Here is an 18,385-nt window from a genome sequence, read left to right on the forward strand (position 1 = left end):
CCACCGAACAGTCCGTCGCGTCGAACGTCGACGCGGATCCGATCGTCGCGCCCGAGGCCGACGACGTCGACGCCACGCAGGTCTCGGAGAACGGGGACGACGTCGGCGAGGCCGGGTTGCGCGTCGGCGCTCGCGTTCGTGCGACGTCGGCTGTCTCCGACTCCGGTGACGAGACCGACACGCCGTCCGACGCCGTACTCGGCACCGTGGTCGACGATTACGCAGGGACGTTGACCGGCGACACCGGCGGCCGCACCTGGGCCGTCCCGCACCGCTGGGCAGTGGCCCTCGACGACGGGCGACTGGTGTTCCGGGACGACGCCGACCTCGAGGTCGTCGACAGCGAGTAGCCCGCTCGGGCGGTGACGAGCACCGCTGCGCTCAGGCGGTGACGAGCACCGCGACGTCCAGCGCGGCGATCGCGATGGCCGCCTGGAACGGCCGTCGGCCCGTCCCCGTCAGCGCGACGATCGCGCACACACCCACCGCGGCGAGGAACGCCAGGCCGATCGCATCGAACCCGCGCGCCCCCCACACCCCGACGATCGACGCGACCGAGAGCACGAGGGCGGCCGTCGGCGCCACCGCGGCGGGAGGCAGTCGATGCGCGAAGCCGACGACGCCCGTCGCCCGATCGTCGGCCAGGTCGGGTGCCACGTTCACCAGGTGTGCGCCGAACCCCAGCATCGCTCCCACTGCGATCATCCAGGCCGGCGGGAGCGCGTCGTCGATCGCGAGGGACACGACGGCCGGCAGGGCGCCGAACGCCACCGTGTAGGGCAGCCAGGACAGCACCGTCGACTTCACCCCGGCGTTGTACGCGAACGCCGCCCCCACCCCGAGCGCGAGGTGCAGCACCCCGGGCAGCAGGCCCAGGAGCAGCGACGCCACCGCGCAGACGATCAGAGACAGTGCGATCGCACGCCGAACGGCGTTGCGCGTCACCGTGCCTCGCGCCAGCGGCTTGTCCGCGCGTCCGACGGCGTGGTCGCGGTCGGCGTCGAGAAGGTCGTTGGTCCACCCGGTCAGCAGTTGCCCACTGGCGACGGCCACGACGAGGGTGACCAGCTGCAGGGGCGACGCGCCGAGCCGCGCGGCCAGCGCGGCGGCGATGGAGGTGACCGCCACCGCCGGGCCGGGATGGGAGGCGATCAGGAGCGACTGCGCGCGAGACGGTTCGCTCATGAACCCAGCCTAGAGTCAGCCGGCGAGCTGCTCCGGCCGCACGGGGGTCTCGCGCGCTGCGCGGGCGTCCTCGAGCGACACCAGGCGCCCGAGTGCCAGCCGCGCTTCCGTCTGCTGGTGGGTGACGGTGAGCTGAGTCCTGGTGCGGCCGAGGAAAGTCCACGCCCAGTTGCACACCGTGGTCAGGCGGCTCTTGAACCCGACGACGTACGCCACGTGGACCACCAGCCACATCAGCCAGGCGAGGAACCCCGTGATCTTCACCGGGCCCACTTGGGCGACGGCGGAGAAGCGCGACACCGTCGCCATGCTGCCCTTGTCGCGGTAGCGGAAGGGACGGCGTTCGGGAACGGGACGTCCCTCGGCCGCGGCCTTCACCTCGTCCGCGATGACGCGTGCGGCGTAGCGGCCGCCCTGGATCGCCACCTGCGCGACACCCGGCAGACCGTCGAGCGCCATCATGTCGCCGACGACGAACACGTTCGGCAGTCCCGGCACGGTCAGGTCCGGGTTCACCAGAACCCGTCCGGCACGGTCGATCTCGGCATCGGACTTCGACGCCAGCATCGCGCCGAGCGGGCTGGCCGAGACGCCGGCGGACCAGACCTTGGTGGCCGCCTCGATGCGGTGCTCGGTGCCGTCGGCGGCACGGACCACCAGGCCGTCGGTATCCACATCGGTGACCGCGGCGTTCAGGGTGACCTCGACCCCGAGGGACTCGAGGCGGCGGCGCGCGTGCTCGCCCAGGGAATCCGCGAACGGCGGCAGCACCTTCGGTGCGGCATCGAGCAGCACGATCCGGGCGTCCCGGGGGTCGATCGTGCGGAACGTGCCCGCGAGGGTCCGCTTGGACAGCTCGGCGATCTGGCCGGCCATCTCCACGCCCGTCGGCCCCGCACCGACGACGACGAAGGTCAACAGGCGGGCCCGCTCGGCGGGGTCGGTGGCGAGCTCGGCGGCGTCGAACGCGTTCATGATGCGGCCGCGGAGCTCGAGGGCGTCGTCGAGGGTCTTCATGCCGGGCGCGAACTCGGCGAACCGGTCGTTGCCGAAGTACGACTGGCCGGCGCCGGCAGCGACGATCACGCTGTCGTACGGCGTCACGGTGACGCGGCCGCGGTGCACCGACGTCACGGTGCGGGTGTCCGGGTCGATGTCGGTGACGTCTCCGATGAGCACGTTCGCGTTGCGCTGGTCGCGGAGCACGATGCGGGTCGACGGCGCGATCTCGCCCTCGGACAGGATCCCGGTGGCCACCTGGTACAGCAGCGGCTGGAACAGATGGTGGGCGGTGCGCGCGACCAGGGTGACCTCCACGTCGCTGCGGCGCAGGGCCTTGGTGGCGAAGAGGCCACCGAAGCCGGAACCGACGACCACGACGCGATGGGGGGCTGCGTTCACGGGTGCACACACCTTTCCATGTCCGAACAAAGACGGGGTCTCCGCCTGTGACCCAGACCATACACGGCTCGCTCGAAATGTCAGAACAAATCGCAGAACCAGCGACGACGCATAGGATTCGGACATGGATCGCCCCGTGGTCGCGCTGGAGAATGCCGACGCCGTCTACGACTACTACCTTTCTCACCAGCAGAATCGGCGCGTGGCGCGCCTGGCCTACGGGGCTCTCGCCGGCCGCTTCCGACCGCGGGTGCACTACGGAGTGGGTGCCCGCGAGCGGCTGCGCAGCCTGATCTACGACGACAGCCGATTGATCGTTGCGGTCAACCACGTGAGCGACACCGATCCGTACACCGTGGCCGCGGCGGCCTGGTCGAGCGCGTTGCGACCGGTGATCGGCCGCACTCGCGTCCTCGCGAAGGACGAGCTGTTCGTCGAGACCGAGCCGGGGCGCACACGTGGTCGGGCGATTGCCGAGCGGACGTCGCAGCGCCGTCGCATCGACATGATGGGCGGCATTCCGGTGTTCCGTGGCAAGGACCACGGTCTGCGTGCCGCGGCGCGCGCCGGGAATCTCATGATGGACGTCTGCGCCGAGCGCCTCCGGCGCGGCGACGACCTCGCGCTGTTCCCCGAGGGCACGTGCAACGGGGGTGACCCGACGGTGCTGCAGCACGTCGGCAGCGGCATCGGCCACATCGTCGCGCGCGCCCGGGCGAAGGGCGTCGACCCCACCCTGGTGGTGATGGGCCTGCACTACGGTCCGCCGCCCGGCCGCTACCGCGGTGCGAGTGTGCACATCGACGTGCCGGACCTGACGCTGCCGGAGAAGCCGATCACCATCGCGCGCACCGTCGCCGAGTACCTCCAGGTCGCCGTCGAACTCTCGGTGAGCGAGTACTGACGAGCCGGCTCAGCCGGCGATGTTCACCATCCAGCCGACGCCGTAGCGGTCGGTGAGCATGCCGAAGGTGTCGCCCCACGGCGCCTTCTCCAGTGGCACGCCCGGGGTGGCGCCCTCGGACAGACCGTCCCACCAGCGCCGCAGATCGGCCTCGTCGTCGCCGCTCAGCGACACGGTGCCGTTGGTGGACACCGACATCGACGACGGCGTGTCCGCGCCCATGAGCAGGAAACCGCTCGGTGTCTCGAGCTGGGCGTGCATGACCAGATCGTTCTCGGCGGGCTCGACCGGCATGCCGGATTCGCCGAACGTGGACACGGTCAGGTCTCCACCGAAGACGTCCCGGTAGAACTCCATCGCCTCGCGCGCGGTGTCGCGGAAGGACAGGTACGGGTTGAGTCGCGAGGGCATGACGAACGCCTTTCCGTCGGGGCGCGCCGGGTGCGCTGATAGAAAGAACGAGAGCCGACGCGGGTTTCGGTGCCGAACGACGAAAGGGTAGCTGTGAGCGATCAGGTCAGGACGGCAATCGTCACGGGAAGTGCGCGCGGAATCGGTGCAGCCGTGGCCAAGCGGCTCGCGGCGGACGGGTACGGCGTGGCCGTGGTCGATCTGGACGAGGCGGCGTGCGCCACCACCGTCGACGCCATCACCGCGGCCGGTGGACAGGCCATCGGGGTCGGGGCGAACGTCGCCGACGAGCAGTCGGTCGTCTCGGCCGTCGAGCGCATCGCCACCGACTTCGGCAAGCCCACGATCCTGGTCAACAACGCCGGCATCCTGCGCGACAACCTGCTGTTCAAGATGTCCGTCGACGACTGGGACGCCGTCCTGGGCGTGCACCTGCGCGGCGCCTTCCTCATGTCCCGCGAGGTGCAGAAGCACCAGGTCGAGGAGAAGTGGGGTCGCATCGTGAACCTGTCGTCGACGTCGGCGCTGGGCAACCGCGGGCAGGCCAACTACGCCGCCGCCAAGGCCGGCATGCAGGGCTTCACCAAGACCCTGGCCATCGAGCTGGGTCGGTACAACGTGACGGTCAACGCGATCGCCCCCGGGTTCATCGAGACCGAGATGACGGCCGCGACGGCGGAGCGGGTCGGCGTGCCCTTCGAGGACTTCAAGAAGGGGGCGGCGTCGCAGATCCCCGTGAACCGCGTCGGCCAGCCCGAGGACATCGCGCACACGGCGTCCTTCTTCTGCAGCGAGGGAGCCGGATTCGTCTCCGGCCAGGTGGTCTACGTGGCCGGCGGTCCGAAGGACTGACATGCAGGTGCTGCTCCTCGCCGACACCCACGTCCCCACCCGCGCGAAGGATCTGCCCGCGCCGGTGTGGGACGAGGTGGACCGCGCCGACCTGGTGATCCACGCGGGTGACTGGATGGCGGTGGAGCTGTATCACGCACTGCGAGAACGGTCCTCGGACCTCATGGCGTGCTGGGGCAACAACGACGGCGACGATCTCCGGGCGCTCATCCCGGAGGTCGATCGCCGCACCGTCGAGGGCGTCCGCGTCGCCGTCGTGCACGAGACCGGGGCGAAGACCGGACGCGAGAAGCGTGCGGACGCCGCGTATCCCGACGTCGACCTGCTGGTCTTCGGCCACAGCCACATTCCGTGGGACACGGTCACCGAGCGTGGGATGCGGTTGCTCAACCCCGGGTCGCCGACCGATCGCCGTCGTCAACCGGCGTGCACGTACATGACGCTGCGATTGCAGGACAACGGGATTCACGACGTCCGGCTGGTGTCGCTGTGACCCGCGTGGACGCCTGGACCTGGTCGGTGCGGCTGTTCAAGACCCGCTCGGCGGCGGCGTCGGCGTGCCGGGGCGGGCACGTGAAGATCAACGGCGCCACGGCCAAACCCGCGCAACCCGTGGTACCCGGGGACGAGGTGCGGGTGTGGGCGGGCGGCCGCGAGCGCATCGTGGAGGTTGCCCGGCTGGTGAGCAAGCGGGTCGGGGCGCCGGCCGCGGCGGAGTGCTACGTCGACCGCAGCCCGCCGCCCCCGCCGAAGGAGCTGTTCGCGGCGGTGCCGGTGCGGGATCGGGGGGCCGGGCGGCCGACCAAGCGGGACCGCCGGGAGATCGACCGGCTCCGCGGCCAGAACTGACCAATCCGGTGCAGTAATCGGTGCTGTACACCGATTACTGCACCGGATCGGCGACGAACGAGGGTCAGCGCAGCAGCGCGCGCGACATCACGACGCGCTGGATCTGGTTGGTGCCCTCGTAGATCTGCGTGATCTTCGCGTCGCGCATCATCCGCTCGACGGGGAAGTCGCGGGTGTAGCCGGCGCCGCCGAACAGCTGCACGGCGTCGGTGGTGACCTTCATGGCGACGTCCGAGGCGAAGCACTTCGACGCCGAGGAGATGAAGCCGAGGTTCTTCTCGCCGCGCTCGGCGCGAGCGGCGGAGGAGTACACCATCAGGCGGGCGGCCTCGATCTCCATCGCCATGTCGGCGAGCATGAACTCGACGCCCTGGAACGAGCTGATCGGCTTGCCGAACTGCTTGCGCTCCTTGACGTACGCGAGGGCGGCGTCGAGTGCGCCCTGGGCGATGCCGACGGCCTGCGCGCCGATGGTCGGGCGGGTGTGGTCGAGCGTGGCCAGCGCGGTCTTGAAGCCCGTGCCGGGCTCGCCGATGATGCGGTCGCCGGGGATGCGGCAGTTCTCGAAGTACAGCTCGCGGGTGGGGCTGCCCTTGATGCCGAGCTTGCGCTCCTTCTCGCCGACCGAGAAGCCCTCGTCGTCCTTGTGCACCATGAAGGCAGAGATGCCGTTGGCCTTCTTCTCCGGATCGGTGACGGCCATGACGGTGTACCAGCTGGACTTGCCGGCGTTGGTGATCCAGGCCTTCGTGCCGTTGAGGATCCAGTCGTCGCCGTCGGCCTTCGCGCGGGTCTTCATGCCCGCGGCGTCGGAACCGGCCTCGCGCTCGGACAGTCCGTAGGACGCCATCTCGCCCTCGGCGATGGACGGCAGCACCTTCTGCTTCAGCTCGTCGCTGCCGTTGAGGATCAGACCCATGGTGCCGAGCTTGTTCACGGCGGGAATGAGAGAGGACGAGCCGCAGACGCGGGCGACCTCTTCGATCACGATGCAGGCCGCGATGGAGTCCGCTCCCTGGCCGCCGAACTCGTCGGGCACGTGGATGGCGTTGAAGCCGGAGGCGTTGAGGGCTTTCAGGGCCTCCTCCGGGAAGCGCTCGTTCTCGTCGACCTCGGCCGCGTAGGGCGCGATCTCCTTCTCGGAGAGCGAGCGGATGGCCTCGCGGAGCTCGTTGTGCTCGTCGGGAAGCTGGAACAGGTCGAAGTCGGGATTGCCGGCCATGGGAACTCCTTCGCAGATGTGGCACTCGGTGCCGAGGGTTGACGCCGATCTTACCAGCGACTGCCCGAATCGAACCAGGCCCTGGTGGCACGCGATGCCACGTCGGCTCGATCGGTATCCTGGGACGGAAGACCGAACGTGCGAGAGGTGGTTGCATGACCGCCGACGTCGATCGGGTCTCGACCGCTCCCGCCGTGGCCCGCACCGCCGTCCACCGCACCGACCTCGACGGATTGCGTGGGCTCGCGATCGCGCTCGTGGTGGTGTTCCACATCTGGTTCGGTCGCGTGTCCGGCGGCGTCGACGTCTTTCTCGTCCTGTCCGGCTTCTTCTTCACGGCGATGGTGCTGCGGCGGGCCGAGGCCGGTGCGCTGGGCGCCGTCGTCCCCCGCACGGCCCGGCGGTTGTATCCCGCGATGGCGGTGGTTCTGCTCGCCGTCGGGGTCTGGACCGCGATCCTCCTGCCGTTCACGACGTGGGACGCGACGACGCGGCAGGTCCTGACGACCCTGGCCCAGGTTCAGAACTGGGAACTGGCCACCACCGCGTCGGACTACGCCGCCGCGGACGCGTCCGTGAGCCCGTTGCAACACCTGTGGTCGATGTCGGTGCAGGCGCAGTACTACGCGGTGGCGATCCTGCTGGTCGCCGCGATCGTGACGATCGCCCGCCGCGTCGGCCGACCGGACGCGGTGCGGCCACTGCTGATCGGGTCGCTGCTGGTGGCAACGACGGCGTCGTTCCTCTACGCGACGCGGATCGGTGCCGTGCGGCAGGGCTGGGCCTACTACGACACGGCGGCCCGCTTCTGGGAGCTCGGGGTGGGTGCACTGGCCGGCCTCCTGATCGGGCGAATCGTGGTGGCCAGCCGGGTGCGCGCCGTGCTCGGGGTCGCCGGGTTGTTCGTGGTCTGCTTCGGCGGGGCGGTGATCGACGGCGCGGCGCACTATCCCGGACCGTGGGCCCTGGTCCCGGTGGGCGCGGCGCTGGCCGTGATCCTGGCCGGCACCGATCCCGGCTCCCCGACGACGGTCACGCGGCTGCTCGGCTCCCGCCCCCTGCTGTTCCTCGGCTCGATCGCCTACCCGCTGTACCTGTGGCACTGGCCGATTCTCATCGCCGTCCTCGACGCCGGCGGGACCGTGAACCCGCTGACCGGGGCGCTGATCGTCGCGGCGTCGGTGGGCCTCGCGGTCCTAACCCGGAACGCCGTCGAGCGACGGGTTGCCGACGGGTCACGCACGGCCGTCCGTGCCGTGATCGTCGGCGTTCTGGTGCTGGCTCTCACGGCGGGCGGCTGGCAGAGTTACCTGCAGCGGACGACGGGTCCGACCGCGTCGGACCTCGACCCGAGGCTGTACCCGGGTGCCCTCGCACTGACGGACGGCGTCCCGGTGCCCGATGCGCCCATGCGCCCGTCCGTTCTCGACGCCGCGATGGACCTTCCGCAGTCCACGCTCGACGGCTGCATCGCCGACATGACCCAGCGGGACGTCGTCACGTGCACCTACGGCGACCCCAATGGCGATCGCACCCTCGCGTTGGCGGGCGGATCGCACGCCGAGCACTGGCTTCCGGCTCTCGACGAGATCGGCCGCGCCCGCGGGGTCGCCGTGGTGACCTACCTGAAGATGGGCTGCCCGCTGGACATCGGTGAACCGCTGCTGCTGGACGCCAATCCGTACCCGGACTGCCGCGACTGGTCCGAGGACGTCCTGACGCGGCTCGCCGCCGAACGGCCGGACTGGGTGGTCACGACGTCGACGAGGCCCTCGCCCACCGAGTTCGGCGACATCACCCCGACCGCGTACACCGACGTGTGGGCGCGCCTCGAGGCGGCCGGTCTGCCGGTGCTCGGTATCCGCGACACCCCATGGCTCAGCGTCGACGGTGTCCCCTATCGCGCCGCGGACTGCATCGCCGACGGAGGCGACGCCGAGTCCTGTGGTCTGCCGCGGTCGGAGGTGCTCGCGGAGGTCGATCCGGCGGTGGCCGCGTCGGCGCCGTTCCCGAACGTGGTACCCGTGGACTTCTCCGACGCGGTGTGCGGCCCCGAGCGGTGCCGGGTCGTGGAGGGAAACGTGTTGATCTACCACGATTCTCATCACCTGTCGGCATCGTACGTCCGGACCCTCGCGCCGGTGGTGGACCGCACGATCGGCGACGTCACTCGGTGGTGGTGACGGTCCCGAAGTGTCGGGTCAGGACGGCGGTGACGTCGTCCGGACGGACTCCGGGGGGCAGGATCGCCACCGTCGGTCCGGTCGACGACGACGGTGCGGCGAAGCGCGTCCGGACGGCGGCGAGTGCGGCCCGGACGTCGGCCGCGGAGACGGCCGTCGCGTCCCGGAGCCACCGGCGCAGCAGATAGTTGTGCGTGGCCGTCACCGCGGCGGCGAACTGCACGGTGATCAGCGGATCGGCGTCCGGCGTGCGGTCCCGGAGAGTGCCGACGAAGACCTGCTCGTACCGCAGCACCATCACCAGTTCCCGCTCGCGGAGCGCGGGCACGGCCTGCACGACGCGGTACCGACGACGCGTGGTGTCGGGGGTGCCGGCGAAGCGCTCGTACACCTGAGCGGCGGCGTCGCACACGGCGTCGTACGGGGGGAGTTCGCTGCGGGCGAGGGAGTCTCGGACCGCTGCGAGCGTCACGTCGTGGTCGACGAACACCACGTCGTCCTTCGAACGGAACTGGCGGAAGAAGGTCCGACGCGAGATGCCGGCCCGGTCCGCGATCTGATCGACCGTCGTGGCGTCGAACCCGCGGCTCTCGAAGAGTTCGAGCGCCGCACTCATGACGTCGAGTCGGAATCGGTCCGTTTCGCCGGACTCGTCGTGGGCGGGCACGGTCCCACGGTAGCGTTCGACCGGGAAGGCCGGAGGCCGGTCGCCTGTAACGGGAAGGCCGGAGGCCGGTCGTCTGAAACCGGGAAGGCCGGAGGCCGGTCGTCTGAAACCGGGAAGGCCGGAGGCCGGTCGTCTGAAACCGGGAAGGCCGGAGGCCGGTGACTCGAACCGGTACGGGAAAGGACGAGTCGTGGCGTTGGTGATGGGTGTCGATTCCTCCACCCAGTCCTGCAAAGTCGTTGTTCGCGATGCCGATTCCGGGGAGTTGGTGCGGCAGGGCCGCGCGCCCCATCCCGACGGCACGGAGATCGACCCCGCGCGGTGGTTCGAGGCCCTCGAGGTCGCACTCGCGGACGCGGGCGGGACGGACGGTGTCGAGGCGGTGTCCGTCGGCGCGCAGCAGCACGGCATGGTGTGCCTGGACGCCGACGGCGAGGTGGTGCGTCCGGCGTTGCTGTGGAACGACACTCGGTCGGCGGGGTCGGCTCGGGACCTGGTCGAGGAATTCGGGGGCGGCCGGGCGTGGGCCGACGCCGTCGGTGTGGTGCCGGTGGCGGCGATCACCGCGGCGAAACTGCGGTGGCTCGCCGATCACGAGCCCCGGAGCGCCGATCGCACTGCAGCGGTGTGCCTTCCGCACGACTGGTTGTCCTGGCGACTCGGCGTCGCTCACGGTCTCGAGGCCCTGGCCACCGACCGGGGCGATGCCAGCGGCACGGGGTACTTCTCGGCCGCCACCGATGAGTATCGGCGGGACCTGGTGGACCTCGCGTTCCGAGGACGCACGCCCCACCTGCCCACGGTGGCGGCCCCGTCGGCATCGATCGGGACGACGCCGGGTGGTGCGGTGATCGGACCCGGGACGGGGGACAACGCCGCTGCCGCACTGGCTCTGGGTGCGGGCGAGGGCGATCTGGTGGTGTCCGTCGGGACGTCCGGCGTGGTCTCGGCCGTGACCACGGTGGCTCCGCGCGACCCGTCGGGACTGGTGGCGGGTTTCGCCGACGCCACCGGCCGCCAACTGCCCCTGGTGTGCACCCTGAACGCGGCACGGGTGCTCGACGCGACGGCACGGTTGCTCGGGGTCGATCACGACGAACTCTCGCGGCTCGCGCTGTCGACCGACAGCGAGGGGCTGGTCATGGTGCCGTACCTCGAAGGGGAGCGGACGCCGAACAGGCCGGAGGCGACGGGTGCGATTCACGGCCTGCGACTGGGCAATTCGACCCCGGCGCACCTGGCCCGCGCGGCCGTCGACGGGTTGTTGTGCAGTCTCGCCGACGGTATCGACCATCTGCGCGCGCAGGGAGCGACGGTGTCGCGCGTCCTGCTCGTCGGTGGTGGGGCGAAGTCCGAGGCCGTTCGCCGGCTCGCGCCCGCGGTCTTCGGTCTGCCCGTCGACGTCCCGGCACCCGGCGAGTACGTGGCGGACGGAGCCGCGCGCCAGGCCGCCTGGGTGCGCTCGGGCGCGGTGGAACCGCCCGAATGGGTCTCGGCGGACGTGCCCCGGTACGAGGCCGACCCCGTTCCGGCGGTGCGGGAGCGCTACGCCGAGGTGCGGGACCTGACCGACGGTATGTGACCCGGGCCACGTCAGAGGGGCCCTATTGCCTGGATCACACCCTTAGGAATATGTTGTGCTCCGCAACATACAACCGAAGGGACGATCGATGCAGAACACCAAGCTCGCCCTCACCGCGGCGGGCGTCGGCCTCGTCATGGCACTGACGGCGTGCGGCAGCAACTCCAGCGGCGGCGACACCGGCAGCGGAGACAGCGGCGGATCGAACAACGGCGGCACCAAGGTCGGGGTCATCCTTCCCGACACCAAGTCCTCCGCGCGGTACGAGTCCCAGGACCGTCCGCTCCTGCAGAAGGCTCTCAGCGACGCGGGTCTCGACCCGATCATCCAGAACGCCGAGGGCGACACCACCAAGTTCTCGTCGATCGCCGACTCGATGATCAGTCAGGGCGCCAAGGTGATCCTGATGAGCAACCTGTCGTCGGAATCCGGTGCGGCCGTGCAGAAGAAGGCCACCGAGGCCGGCGTCGCCACCATCGACTACGACCGCCTGACACTGGGCGGCTCGGCCGACTACTACGTCTCCTTCGACAGCACCACCGTCGGCAACCTGCAGGGTCAGGGCCTGGTCGACTGCGTCGGCGCGAAGCCGGGCGCCCAGATCATCCAGATCAACGGGTCCCCGACGGACAACAACGCGACGCTGTTCAAGGCCGGTGCGCTCGAGGTGCTGCAGCCGAAGTACGACTCCGGCGAGTTCCGGCTGGCCGGTGACCAGGCCATCCCCGAGTGGGACAACCAGGTCGGTGCCACCACCTTCGAGCAGTTGCTGACCGCCAACGGCGGCCGCGTCGACGGCGTCCTTGCCGCCAACGACGGTCTGGCCGGCGCCGTGATCACCGTGCTGCAGAAGAACGGTCTGAACGGCACCGTGCCCGTCACCGGGCAGGACGCGACCGAGGACGGCCTGCGCGCCGTCTTGCGCGGCGATCAGTGCATGACCGTGTTCAAGGACGTCGCGAAGGAAGCGGCGGCCGCGGCCGAACTGGCCATCGATCTGGCCAACGGCGACACCGCCGCGGCCGACGCCAAGGCGACGGCCACGTCGGAGGACCCCGAGGGCAATCGTCAGGTGAAGTCGGTCCTGCTCGATCCGGTCACCATCACGCGCGACAACGTGAAGGTCGCCGTCGACGGCGGGGCCGTCACGGCCGACGCGCTGTGCACCGGCGACGTCGCACAGGCGTGCGCCGACGCGGGCATCTCCTGACCGGCATGGCGGACACCGCCCAGGCTCCCCCGGTGCTCGAACTGCGGGAGACCAACAAGAGTTTCGGCCCCGTGCACGTGCTGCACGACGTGGACCTGACGGTCCGCGCGGGTGAGGTCACCGCCCTGGTCGGTGACAACGGTGCGGGCAAGTCGACGCTGGTGAAGTGCATTGCCGGCATCCACGGAACCGACTCGGGCGAGGTCCGCTTCGGCGGCGAGCCCGTGTCGGTGTCCAGCCCGAAGGACGCCGCGGCGCTCGGAATCGAGGTGGTCTACCAGGACCTCGCGCTCTGCGACAACCTCGACATCGTCCAGAACATGTTCCTCGGCCGCGAACGCACGGCCAAGGGACTGCTCGACGAGGCCTCGATGGAGCAGGCGGCGCGCGACACGCTCGCGTCGCTGTCGGTCCGCACCGTGAAGTCGGTGCGGACCCCGGTGGCGGCGCTGTCCGGCGGACAGCGCCAGACCGTCGCGATCGCGAAGTCCGTGCTGTGGGAGTCGAAGGTGGTGCTGCTCGACGAGCCCACCGCGGCCCTCGGCGTCGCCCAGACCCGCCAGGTGCTCGATCTGGTTCGGCGACTGGCGGATTCGGGTGTCGGCGTCCTGCTCATCAGCCACAACATGAACGACGTGGTGGAGGTGTCGGACTCCGTCGCGGCGCTCTTCCTGGGCCGCATGGCGGCTCAGGTCCGCACGGCGGACGTGAAGGTTCCGCAGATCGTGGAACTGATCACCACCGGTCGGAGCGGCGACATCGGACTGCCGTCGGCCGAGGCGAAGGCGGTGACGATATGACCGCCGCACCGGAACAGGACCGGGCGCGCTCGGATTTCTCGATGGACACCGAGCGTCGCTCGCTCGGGCAGGCCGGGCAGGACTACGTCGCGCGTCTGCGCGGCGGCGAATTGGGCGCTCTGCCGGCTCTCGCCGGCCTGGTCGTGCTGCTCGTGGTGTTCTCCTCGTTGTCCGAGCAGTTCCTCACGCTGAACAACGTCGCCAACCTGCTCACCCAGGGTGCCGCGACCGCGTTGATCGGCATGGGTCTGGTGTTCGTGCTGCTGCTGGGCGAGATCGATCTGTCGGCCGGCACGGGATCCGGGGTGGCGGCGGCGGTGCTCGCCCTGCACTACACCGAGGGCGGAAACCTGCTCGGCGGCATGGGAACCGGGGTGTTCTACACCTTCTGCCTCGTGCTCGTGCTCGCCGGGGTGCTCGCCGGCCTCACCCGCCTGTGGGTGGCCATCGTGCCCGCGGCGATCGCTCTGCTGATCGCGGTGCTGGGGGTCCCGGCGAACCCTTGGATCGAGATCGTCCTCGCGATCTGCGTCGGCGCGTCCATCGGCTGCCTCACCGGATTCCTGGTGTCGCGGGTCGGCATCCCGTCCTTCGTGGTCACCCTCGCGCTGTTCCTCGCGTGGGGCGGCGTGGTCCTGCAGTTGATCGGCGAGGGCGGCACGCTCGGCATCTCGGACAACCCGGTGCTGTTCGCCGTGGCCAACCGGTCGCTGCCGGTGTGGGCGAGCTGGGTGCTGTTCGTGGTGGTGGTCGGCGGGTTCGCGGCGATCAACCTCGGCCGCCAGCGCACCCGGCTGCGGAAGGGCCTCACGGCACCGCCGACGGCACTCATCCTGGTGAAGATCGGTGCCCTGGCGATCTTCGCGGCTCTGGCGACGTGGGCGATGACGGTGAACCGCAGCCCCAACCCGGCGGTGCTGTCGATCGCGGGCATCCCGTACGTGGTGCCCATCGTCCTGGCGGTGCTCGTGCTCGCGACGTTCGTGCTCGACCGCACGTCGTACGGCCGGCACGTCTACGCGGTCGGCGGCAACGCCGAGGCCTCGCGGCGTGCGGGTATCGACGTCCGTCGGATCCGGATGAGCGTGTTCGTCGTCAGCTCCACCATCGCGGCGCTCGGGGCCATCGTCGCCGCGTCGAAGGTCGGGTCGGTGGATCCGCAGGCGGGCGGCGGCAACACGTTGCTGTTCGCGGTGGGTGCGGCCGTCATCGGTGGCACCTCGCTGTTCGGCGGTCGCGGCCGCGTGCGCGACGCGGTGATCGGTGCGGCGGTGATCGCGGTGATCGACAACGGCCTGCGCCTGCAGGGTCAGTCGGCCGCCGTGGTGTCGATCGTCACCGGTCTGGTGCTCCTGCTCGCCGCCAGTGTCGACGCGCTGTCCCGGCGCCGCGCGCCGATCGCTCGGTGAGAGATCGATCCACTCGCTCCGCCCTCGTCCGTGCCGTCCACCTCGGTGGCGCACGGACGAGGGCGGAACTCGCCGAGGACCTTTCCCTCAACCGCAGCACGGTCAAGTCCCTCGTCGACGACCTCGTCGCGGACGGGCTGGTCACCGAACACCCCTCCAGCGGGGGTGGTGCGGGACGCCCGTCGCTCGTCGTCGATCCCGTCGCCTCCGCCGCGTGGGTCCTCTCGGTGGACGCGGCGGTCGACTGGGTCACCTTCTCCGCGATCGGCTGGGGCGGTACCACTCTCGCCGAGGTCGAGCACGAGAGGGGTGCCGGCCGGTCGCCCGAGGAACTCGTCGAGCGCATCGTTGCGGCGACCGCCGACCTCACTGCTCGCGTCGGGACGTCGCCGCGGGCGGTGAGCGTCGCGGTGCCGGGACTGGTGCGGTCCGCCGACGGGTCGGTGCGGGTCGCCCCCAACCTGGGGTGGCGCGACGTGCCGCTGGGGCAGTCGGTCGGTGACGCGGTCGGCCTCGCCTGCGTCGTGGCAAACGAATCCGACCTCGGTGTCGTCGCCGAGCACACCCGCGGCTGCGCACGCGGCGTCGACGACGTCGTCTACCTGTTCGCCGAGTTCGGTGTCGGCGCCGGGATCCTCAGCGCGGGAACGCTGCTGGGTGGCTCCGGTGGGTACGCCGGCGAGGTCGGGCACATGCGGGCGACCCGCCGGGGGCGGCGCTGCAGCTGCGGCAGCGACGGGTGCTGGGAACTCTCCGTCGGTCAGGAAGCGTTGCGCGACGCGCTCGGACTGGCGGGGCCGGCGCGTCCCGCCGCGCTCGCGCGGGCCATCGCCGACATCGCCGCTCGCCGCGGGACGCTCCCCGACGCGTACGTCGAGGATCTCGCCACCGGGGTGTGCACCATCGTGACGATGGTCGATCCTCGCGCCGTCGTGTTCGGCGGCCTCTTCGCGGACGTGCTCGGGGTGCCGTCGGTGATGGACCACGTCCGCGCCGCGGTGAACGACTGCCTGGTCGGCCGCCAGCAGGGCGTGGCCCTGCACGTGTCCGGTCTCGGCCGTCGCATCTCGGTCATCGGGGCGGCGGAACTGGCCTTCGCACAGCTGCTTCCGCGCCTCTGAGCGCGAGCGGGTCGATCAGGCGCGAGCAGGTCGGCCCACCAGCTCCTCGACGACGGCTCGCGCTCCGCGGCTGTGGAATCCGCCCAGCGCATCGAGGTACGCGGTGGTGAAGCGCTCGTCGTCGACCAGGTCGCCGAACAGGTCCCGGTTGCGGACGAACGCGAGCGGGTCCTCGTGCTGCGATCGCGCCACCGGCACCAGCGAGTCCTTCAGCCGGTCGACGATGTCGATGGGCTCCCCCTGCTCGTCGACCCCTTCGGCGTAGCGCGCCCAACTGGCGATCACCGCCGCGGACAGCGCCACTGGACCGCCGGAGTCGAGGTTGGCGCGCACCACGGGGACCAGCCACTTCGGAATCCGGTCGGACGACTCGGCACAGAGGCGCGCCACGGTGTCCCGGATCTCGGGGTTGGAGAAGCGCTCGATCAGCGTTCGCTTGTAGTCCGCGAGATCGATCCCGGGCACCGGCTGCAGGGTGGGCGTGGCCTCCTCGTCCATGTAGCGCAATAGGAATCGAGCGAACAGCGGGTCCTGTGTGACGTCGTGGACCAGTCGGTATCCGCTGAGGTAGCCGACGTAGCAGAGGGCCTGATGGCTCGCGTTGAGCAGCCGCAGCTTCATCAGCTCGTACGGGGTGACGTCGTCGACCACTTGCACACCGGCGTCCTCGAAGGCCGGCCGCCCGAGGGTGAACGAGTCTTCCAGCGCCCACTGGGTGAACGGTTCCGCGGCGACGGGCCAGGCGTCCTCGAGGTCGTACCGCGTGGCGAGCTCGTCGACGACGTCGGGCGTGGTGACGGGGGTGATGCGGTCCACCATCGAGTTGGGGAACTGCGCGTGGTCCGTGATCCACTGCGCCAGTGCGGGATCCTTCAGTCGAGCGAACGCGGTGAAGGTCGACCGAGCGATGTGTCCGTTCCCCTCGATGTTGTCGCACGACATGATCGTGAACGGCGCGAGACCGCGCTCCTTGCGGCGGGCCAGGGCCTCGCAGACGAGCCCGAAGGTGGTGCTCGGTACGGCACCCGCCGCCAGATCGGCTCGGATCAGGGAGTTCTCGGCATCGAACTCGCCCGTGGTGGCGGAGAAGTTGTACCCGCCCTCGGTCACGGTGAGGGAGACGATGCGGGTGTCGGGGTGAGCGAGTTTCTCGACCACCGCCTCGGGATCGTCCGGCGCGAAGAGGTACTCGACGATCGACCCGATCACGGAGGTGTCCCACGATCCGTCGGCGTGCCGCAGCGCCAGGGTGTAGAGGCAGTCCTGGGCGTCCATGACGTCCTTCATGCGGCGATCGCCCGGCAGCACACCCACGCCGCAGATGCCCCACCGCGACGCGGACTCGAAGTCGCTGCGCAGCAACCGATCCACGTACATCGCCTGGTGAGCACGGTGGAAGCCGCCGACGCCGAAGTGCACGATGCCGGTGGTGATCGCGGACCGGTCGTACCGGGGTACGTCGACGTCGTCGGGGAGCCGGTCGAGGGAGGCGGCGGACAGCTTCACGAGAGGGTCTCCTGACTGGGGGTCACGGTGACGACGGCCTTGACGGCGCCGTCGGTGCGGTCGTGGTTCAGTGCGTCCTCGACGTGATCGAGGTCGAAGCGGCCGGTGACCATGCCGTCGAGGTCGATGCGGCCGGTGCGGACCAGCTCGAGGGCGGTGGGCCAGGTGTTCGCGTAGCGGAAGACCCCGGTGACCCAGAGCTCGCGATTCTGGATCACCGACACCGGAATCGGGTATTCGTCGCCGCCCATCCCCACGAGCACCACCGTGCCCGCGGGGCGCACGGCGCGCAGCCCGTCCTGTACGGCGCGGGGTGCCCCGGACGCGTCGACGAAGGCGTCGACGTCGAGGTCGTGCACGGATTCGGCGGCGGGGTCGATCACACGGGTGGCTCCGTACCGGGCCGCTCCGGCGCGTCGGGTGGCCGAGACGTCCGACACGACGATCTCCGTGGCGCCGTAGGCCCGGGCGACCTGCGCGGTGAGCAGCCCCACGGGGCCGGCGCCTGCGATCAACACCCGCGAGCCGCCGGTGATCCCGGCCTTGCGGGCAGTCGCGACGGCCACGGAGAGAGGTTCGAACAGGGCCGCGGCGTCGTCGGACACCGAGTCCGGAACGTCGTGCGCGAACTCCGATCCGATGGTCACGTACTCGCAGAGGGCTCCGTCCACCGGCGGGGTCGCGTAGAACTCCATGTGGGGACACAGGTTGTAGTGGCCCGACCGGGTCTCGCGGCTGTGGGGATCGGGCCGCTGCGGCTCGATGGACACCCGCGATCCGACGCGCTCGGGGGAGACGCCGTCGCCGACGCCGACGATCACGCCCGATGCCTCGTGACCGAGGACGAGCGGGGCGTCGACGACGAAGTCCCCGATGCGGCCTTCCCGGTAGTAATGCGCGTCCGATCCGCAGACCCCGACGGACGCCACGCGGATCAGGACGTCGCCGCCCGCGGGGGTCGGTATCGGCCGCGTCTGCGTCTCGAGGCGTCCCGGTTCCGTGAGAACTGCGGCACGCATGGACTCGACTGTTGTGTGGATCACACCTGAATGCTAGCTTAAGTGAGCAGATGAACACCAGGTG

Annotated in this window: 18 protein-coding genes; 11 read left to right on the forward strand and 7 right to left on the reverse strand. The window is 70.5% G+C overall.

The window, feature by feature from the left end; all coding sequences use genetic code 11:
- Positions 1 to 116: 116 nt before the first annotated feature.
- Positions 117 to 350, forward strand: coding sequence for a hypothetical protein (locus tag A3Q40_RS19380; RefSeq protein WP_069973069.1), 234 nt, complete (start codon positions 117 to 119; stop codon positions 348 to 350).
- 31 nt (positions 351 to 381) lie between these two features.
- Here A3Q40_RS19380 and A3Q40_RS19385 read toward each other — a convergent pair whose 3' ends face one another.
- Entirely contained in the window at positions 382 to 1,185 is an 804-nt protein-coding gene (locus A3Q40_RS19385) for a UbiA family prenyltransferase (protein WP_068104692.1), read from the reverse strand.
- 15 nt (positions 1,186 to 1,200) lie between these two features.
- Positions 1,201 to 2,586 (reverse strand): NAD(P)/FAD-dependent oxidoreductase, encoded by a 1,386-nt coding sequence (locus A3Q40_RS19390; RefSeq protein WP_235606374.1) that lies wholly within the window; start codon positions 2,584 to 2,586, stop codon positions 1,201 to 1,203.
- A 124-nt stretch (positions 2,587 to 2,710) separates the two neighbouring features.
- Between A3Q40_RS19390 and A3Q40_RS19395 the strand changes: the two genes are divergently transcribed.
- Positions 2,711 to 3,490 (forward strand): lysophospholipid acyltransferase family protein, encoded by a 780-nt coding sequence (locus tag A3Q40_RS19395; protein WP_068104696.1) that lies wholly within the window; start codon positions 2,711 to 2,713, stop codon positions 3,488 to 3,490.
- Positions 3,491 to 3,499: 9 nt separating this feature from the next.
- Here the strand turns inward: A3Q40_RS19395 and A3Q40_RS19400 are convergent, their stop codons facing one another.
- The gene (locus A3Q40_RS19400) at positions 3,500 to 3,901 is read right to left on the reverse strand and encodes a VOC family protein (protein ID WP_068104698.1); all 402 of its coding nucleotides are present in this window, start codon (positions 3,899 to 3,901) and stop codon (positions 3,500 to 3,502) included.
- 93 nt (positions 3,902 to 3,994) lie between these two features.
- Between A3Q40_RS19400 and A3Q40_RS19405 the strand changes: the two genes are divergently transcribed.
- The 3 genes from A3Q40_RS19405 to A3Q40_RS19415 are packed head-to-tail and all read left to right on the forward strand — an operon-like array spanning position 3,995 to position 5,602.
- Positions 3,995 to 4,753 carry an SDR family oxidoreductase gene (locus A3Q40_RS19405; RefSeq protein WP_068104700.1) on the forward strand — a complete coding sequence of 253 codons (759 nt, stop codon included), beginning with the start codon at positions 3,995 to 3,997 and terminating at the stop codon, positions 4,751 to 4,753.
- A gap of 1 nt (position 4,754) precedes the next feature.
- Entirely contained in the window at positions 4,755 to 5,246 is a 492-nt protein-coding gene (locus A3Q40_RS19410; RefSeq protein WP_068104702.1) for a metallophosphoesterase family protein, read from the forward strand.
- Complete coding sequence (locus A3Q40_RS19415; protein WP_068104703.1) at positions 5,243 to 5,602, forward strand: RNA-binding S4 domain-containing protein; 360 nt, start codon at positions 5,243 to 5,245, stop codon at positions 5,600 to 5,602. Before A3Q40_RS19410 ends, A3Q40_RS19415 begins: the two co-directional genes overlap by 4 nt.
- Positions 5,603 to 5,666: 64 nt before the next feature.
- Here A3Q40_RS19415 and A3Q40_RS19420 read toward each other — a convergent pair whose 3' ends face one another.
- On the reverse strand, positions 5,667 to 6,824 hold the full coding sequence (locus A3Q40_RS19420) for an acyl-CoA dehydrogenase (protein ID WP_068104705.1): 1,158 nt from the start codon (positions 6,822 to 6,824) through the stop codon (positions 5,667 to 5,669).
- A 155-nt stretch (positions 6,825 to 6,979) separates the two neighbouring features.
- On the opposite strand from A3Q40_RS19420, the gene A3Q40_RS19425 reads away from it, so the two are divergent.
- Positions 6,980 to 9,007 (forward strand): acyltransferase family protein, encoded by a 2,028-nt coding sequence (locus A3Q40_RS19425; RefSeq protein ID WP_068104707.1) that lies wholly within the window; start codon positions 6,980 to 6,982, stop codon positions 9,005 to 9,007.
- On the opposite strand, the gene A3Q40_RS19430 is transcribed toward A3Q40_RS19425, so the two are convergent.
- Positions 8,991 to 9,674, reverse strand: a complete 684-nt coding sequence (locus A3Q40_RS19430; RefSeq protein WP_068104709.1) for a TetR family transcriptional regulator — start codon at positions 9,672 to 9,674, stop codon at positions 8,991 to 8,993. The two genes, A3Q40_RS19425 and A3Q40_RS19430, sit on opposite strands and share 17 nt — an antisense overlap.
- A 190-nt stretch (positions 9,675 to 9,864) precedes the next feature.
- Between A3Q40_RS19430 and A3Q40_RS19435 the strand changes: the two genes are divergently transcribed.
- From A3Q40_RS19435 to A3Q40_RS19455, 5 genes are all read left to right on the forward strand, one after another.
- Positions 9,865 to 11,256 (forward strand): FGGY family carbohydrate kinase, encoded by a 1,392-nt coding sequence (locus A3Q40_RS19435; RefSeq protein ID WP_068104711.1) that lies wholly within the window; start codon positions 9,865 to 9,867, stop codon positions 11,254 to 11,256.
- Positions 11,257 to 11,344: 88 nt separating this feature from the next.
- Complete coding sequence (locus A3Q40_RS19440; RefSeq protein ID WP_068104713.1) at positions 11,345 to 12,466, forward strand: sugar ABC transporter substrate-binding protein; 1,122 nt, start codon at positions 11,345 to 11,347, stop codon at positions 12,464 to 12,466.
- Between the two features lie 5 nt (positions 12,467 to 12,471).
- Positions 12,472 to 13,266 (forward strand): ATP-binding cassette domain-containing protein, encoded by a 795-nt coding sequence (locus A3Q40_RS19445; RefSeq protein WP_068106747.1) that lies wholly within the window; start codon positions 12,472 to 12,474, stop codon positions 13,264 to 13,266.
- Complete coding sequence (locus A3Q40_RS19450) at positions 13,263 to 14,675, forward strand: sugar ABC transporter permease (protein ID WP_068104715.1); 1,413 nt, start codon at positions 13,263 to 13,265, stop codon at positions 14,673 to 14,675. Before A3Q40_RS19445 ends, A3Q40_RS19450 begins: the two co-directional genes overlap by 4 nt.
- Complete coding sequence (locus A3Q40_RS19455; protein WP_068104717.1) at positions 14,672 to 15,796, forward strand: ROK family protein; 1,125 nt, start codon at positions 14,672 to 14,674, stop codon at positions 15,794 to 15,796. Before A3Q40_RS19450 ends, A3Q40_RS19455 begins: the two co-directional genes overlap by 4 nt.
- 15 nt (positions 15,797 to 15,811) lie before the next feature.
- Here A3Q40_RS19455 and A3Q40_RS19460 read toward each other — a convergent pair whose 3' ends face one another.
- Positions 15,812 to 17,302 carry a mannitol dehydrogenase family protein gene (locus A3Q40_RS19460; protein ID WP_068104719.1) on the reverse strand — a complete coding sequence of 497 codons (1,491 nt, stop codon included), beginning with the start codon at positions 17,300 to 17,302 and terminating at the stop codon, positions 15,812 to 15,814.
- The gene (locus A3Q40_RS19465; protein ID WP_068104721.1) at positions 17,299 to 18,321 is read right to left on the reverse strand and encodes an NAD(P)-dependent alcohol dehydrogenase; all 1,023 of its coding nucleotides are present in this window, start codon (positions 18,319 to 18,321) and stop codon (positions 17,299 to 17,301) included. Before A3Q40_RS19465 ends, A3Q40_RS19460 begins: the two co-directional genes overlap by 4 nt.
- Positions 18,322 to 18,385: the final 64 nt, after the last annotated feature.

Source organism: Rhodococcus sp. PBTS 1 (assembly GCF_001620025.1).
Taxonomy (GTDB): domain Bacteria; phylum Actinomycetota; class Actinomycetes; order Mycobacteriales; family Mycobacteriaceae; genus Rhodococcoides; species Rhodococcoides kroppenstedtii.

Coding starts and splice junctions, on each gene's coding strand:
- A3Q40_RS19385 (WP_068104692.1), bottom strand. CDS start 1,185: ATGAGCGAACCGTCTCGCGCGCAGTCGCTCCTGATCGCCTCCCATCCC.
- A3Q40_RS19395 (WP_068104696.1), top strand. CDS start 2,711: ATGGATCGCCCCGTGGTCGCGCTGGAGAATGCCGACGCCGTCTACGAC.
- A3Q40_RS19400 (WP_068104698.1), bottom strand. CDS start 3,901: ATGCCCTCGCGACTCAACCCGTACCTGTCCTTCCGCGACACCGCGCGC.
- A3Q40_RS19410 (WP_068104702.1), top strand. CDS start 4,755: ATGCAGGTGCTGCTCCTCGCCGACACCCACGTCCCCACCCGCGCGAAG.
- A3Q40_RS19420 (WP_068104705.1), bottom strand. CDS start 6,824: ATGGCCGGCAATCCCGACTTCGACCTGTTCCAGCTTCCCGACGAGCAC.
- A3Q40_RS19425 (WP_068104707.1), top strand. CDS start 6,980: ATGACCGCCGACGTCGATCGGGTCTCGACCGCTCCCGCCGTGGCCCGC.
- A3Q40_RS19440 (WP_068104713.1), top strand. CDS start 11,345: ATGCAGAACACCAAGCTCGCCCTCACCGCGGCGGGCGTCGGCCTCGTC.
- A3Q40_RS19445 (WP_068106747.1), top strand. CDS start 12,472: ATGGCGGACACCGCCCAGGCTCCCCCGGTGCTCGAACTGCGGGAGACC.
- A3Q40_RS19450 (WP_068104715.1), top strand. CDS start 13,263: ATGACCGCCGCACCGGAACAGGACCGGGCGCGCTCGGATTTCTCGATG.
- A3Q40_RS19465 (WP_068104721.1), bottom strand. CDS start 18,321: ATGCGTGCCGCAGTTCTCACGGAACCGGGACGCCTCGAGACGCAGACG.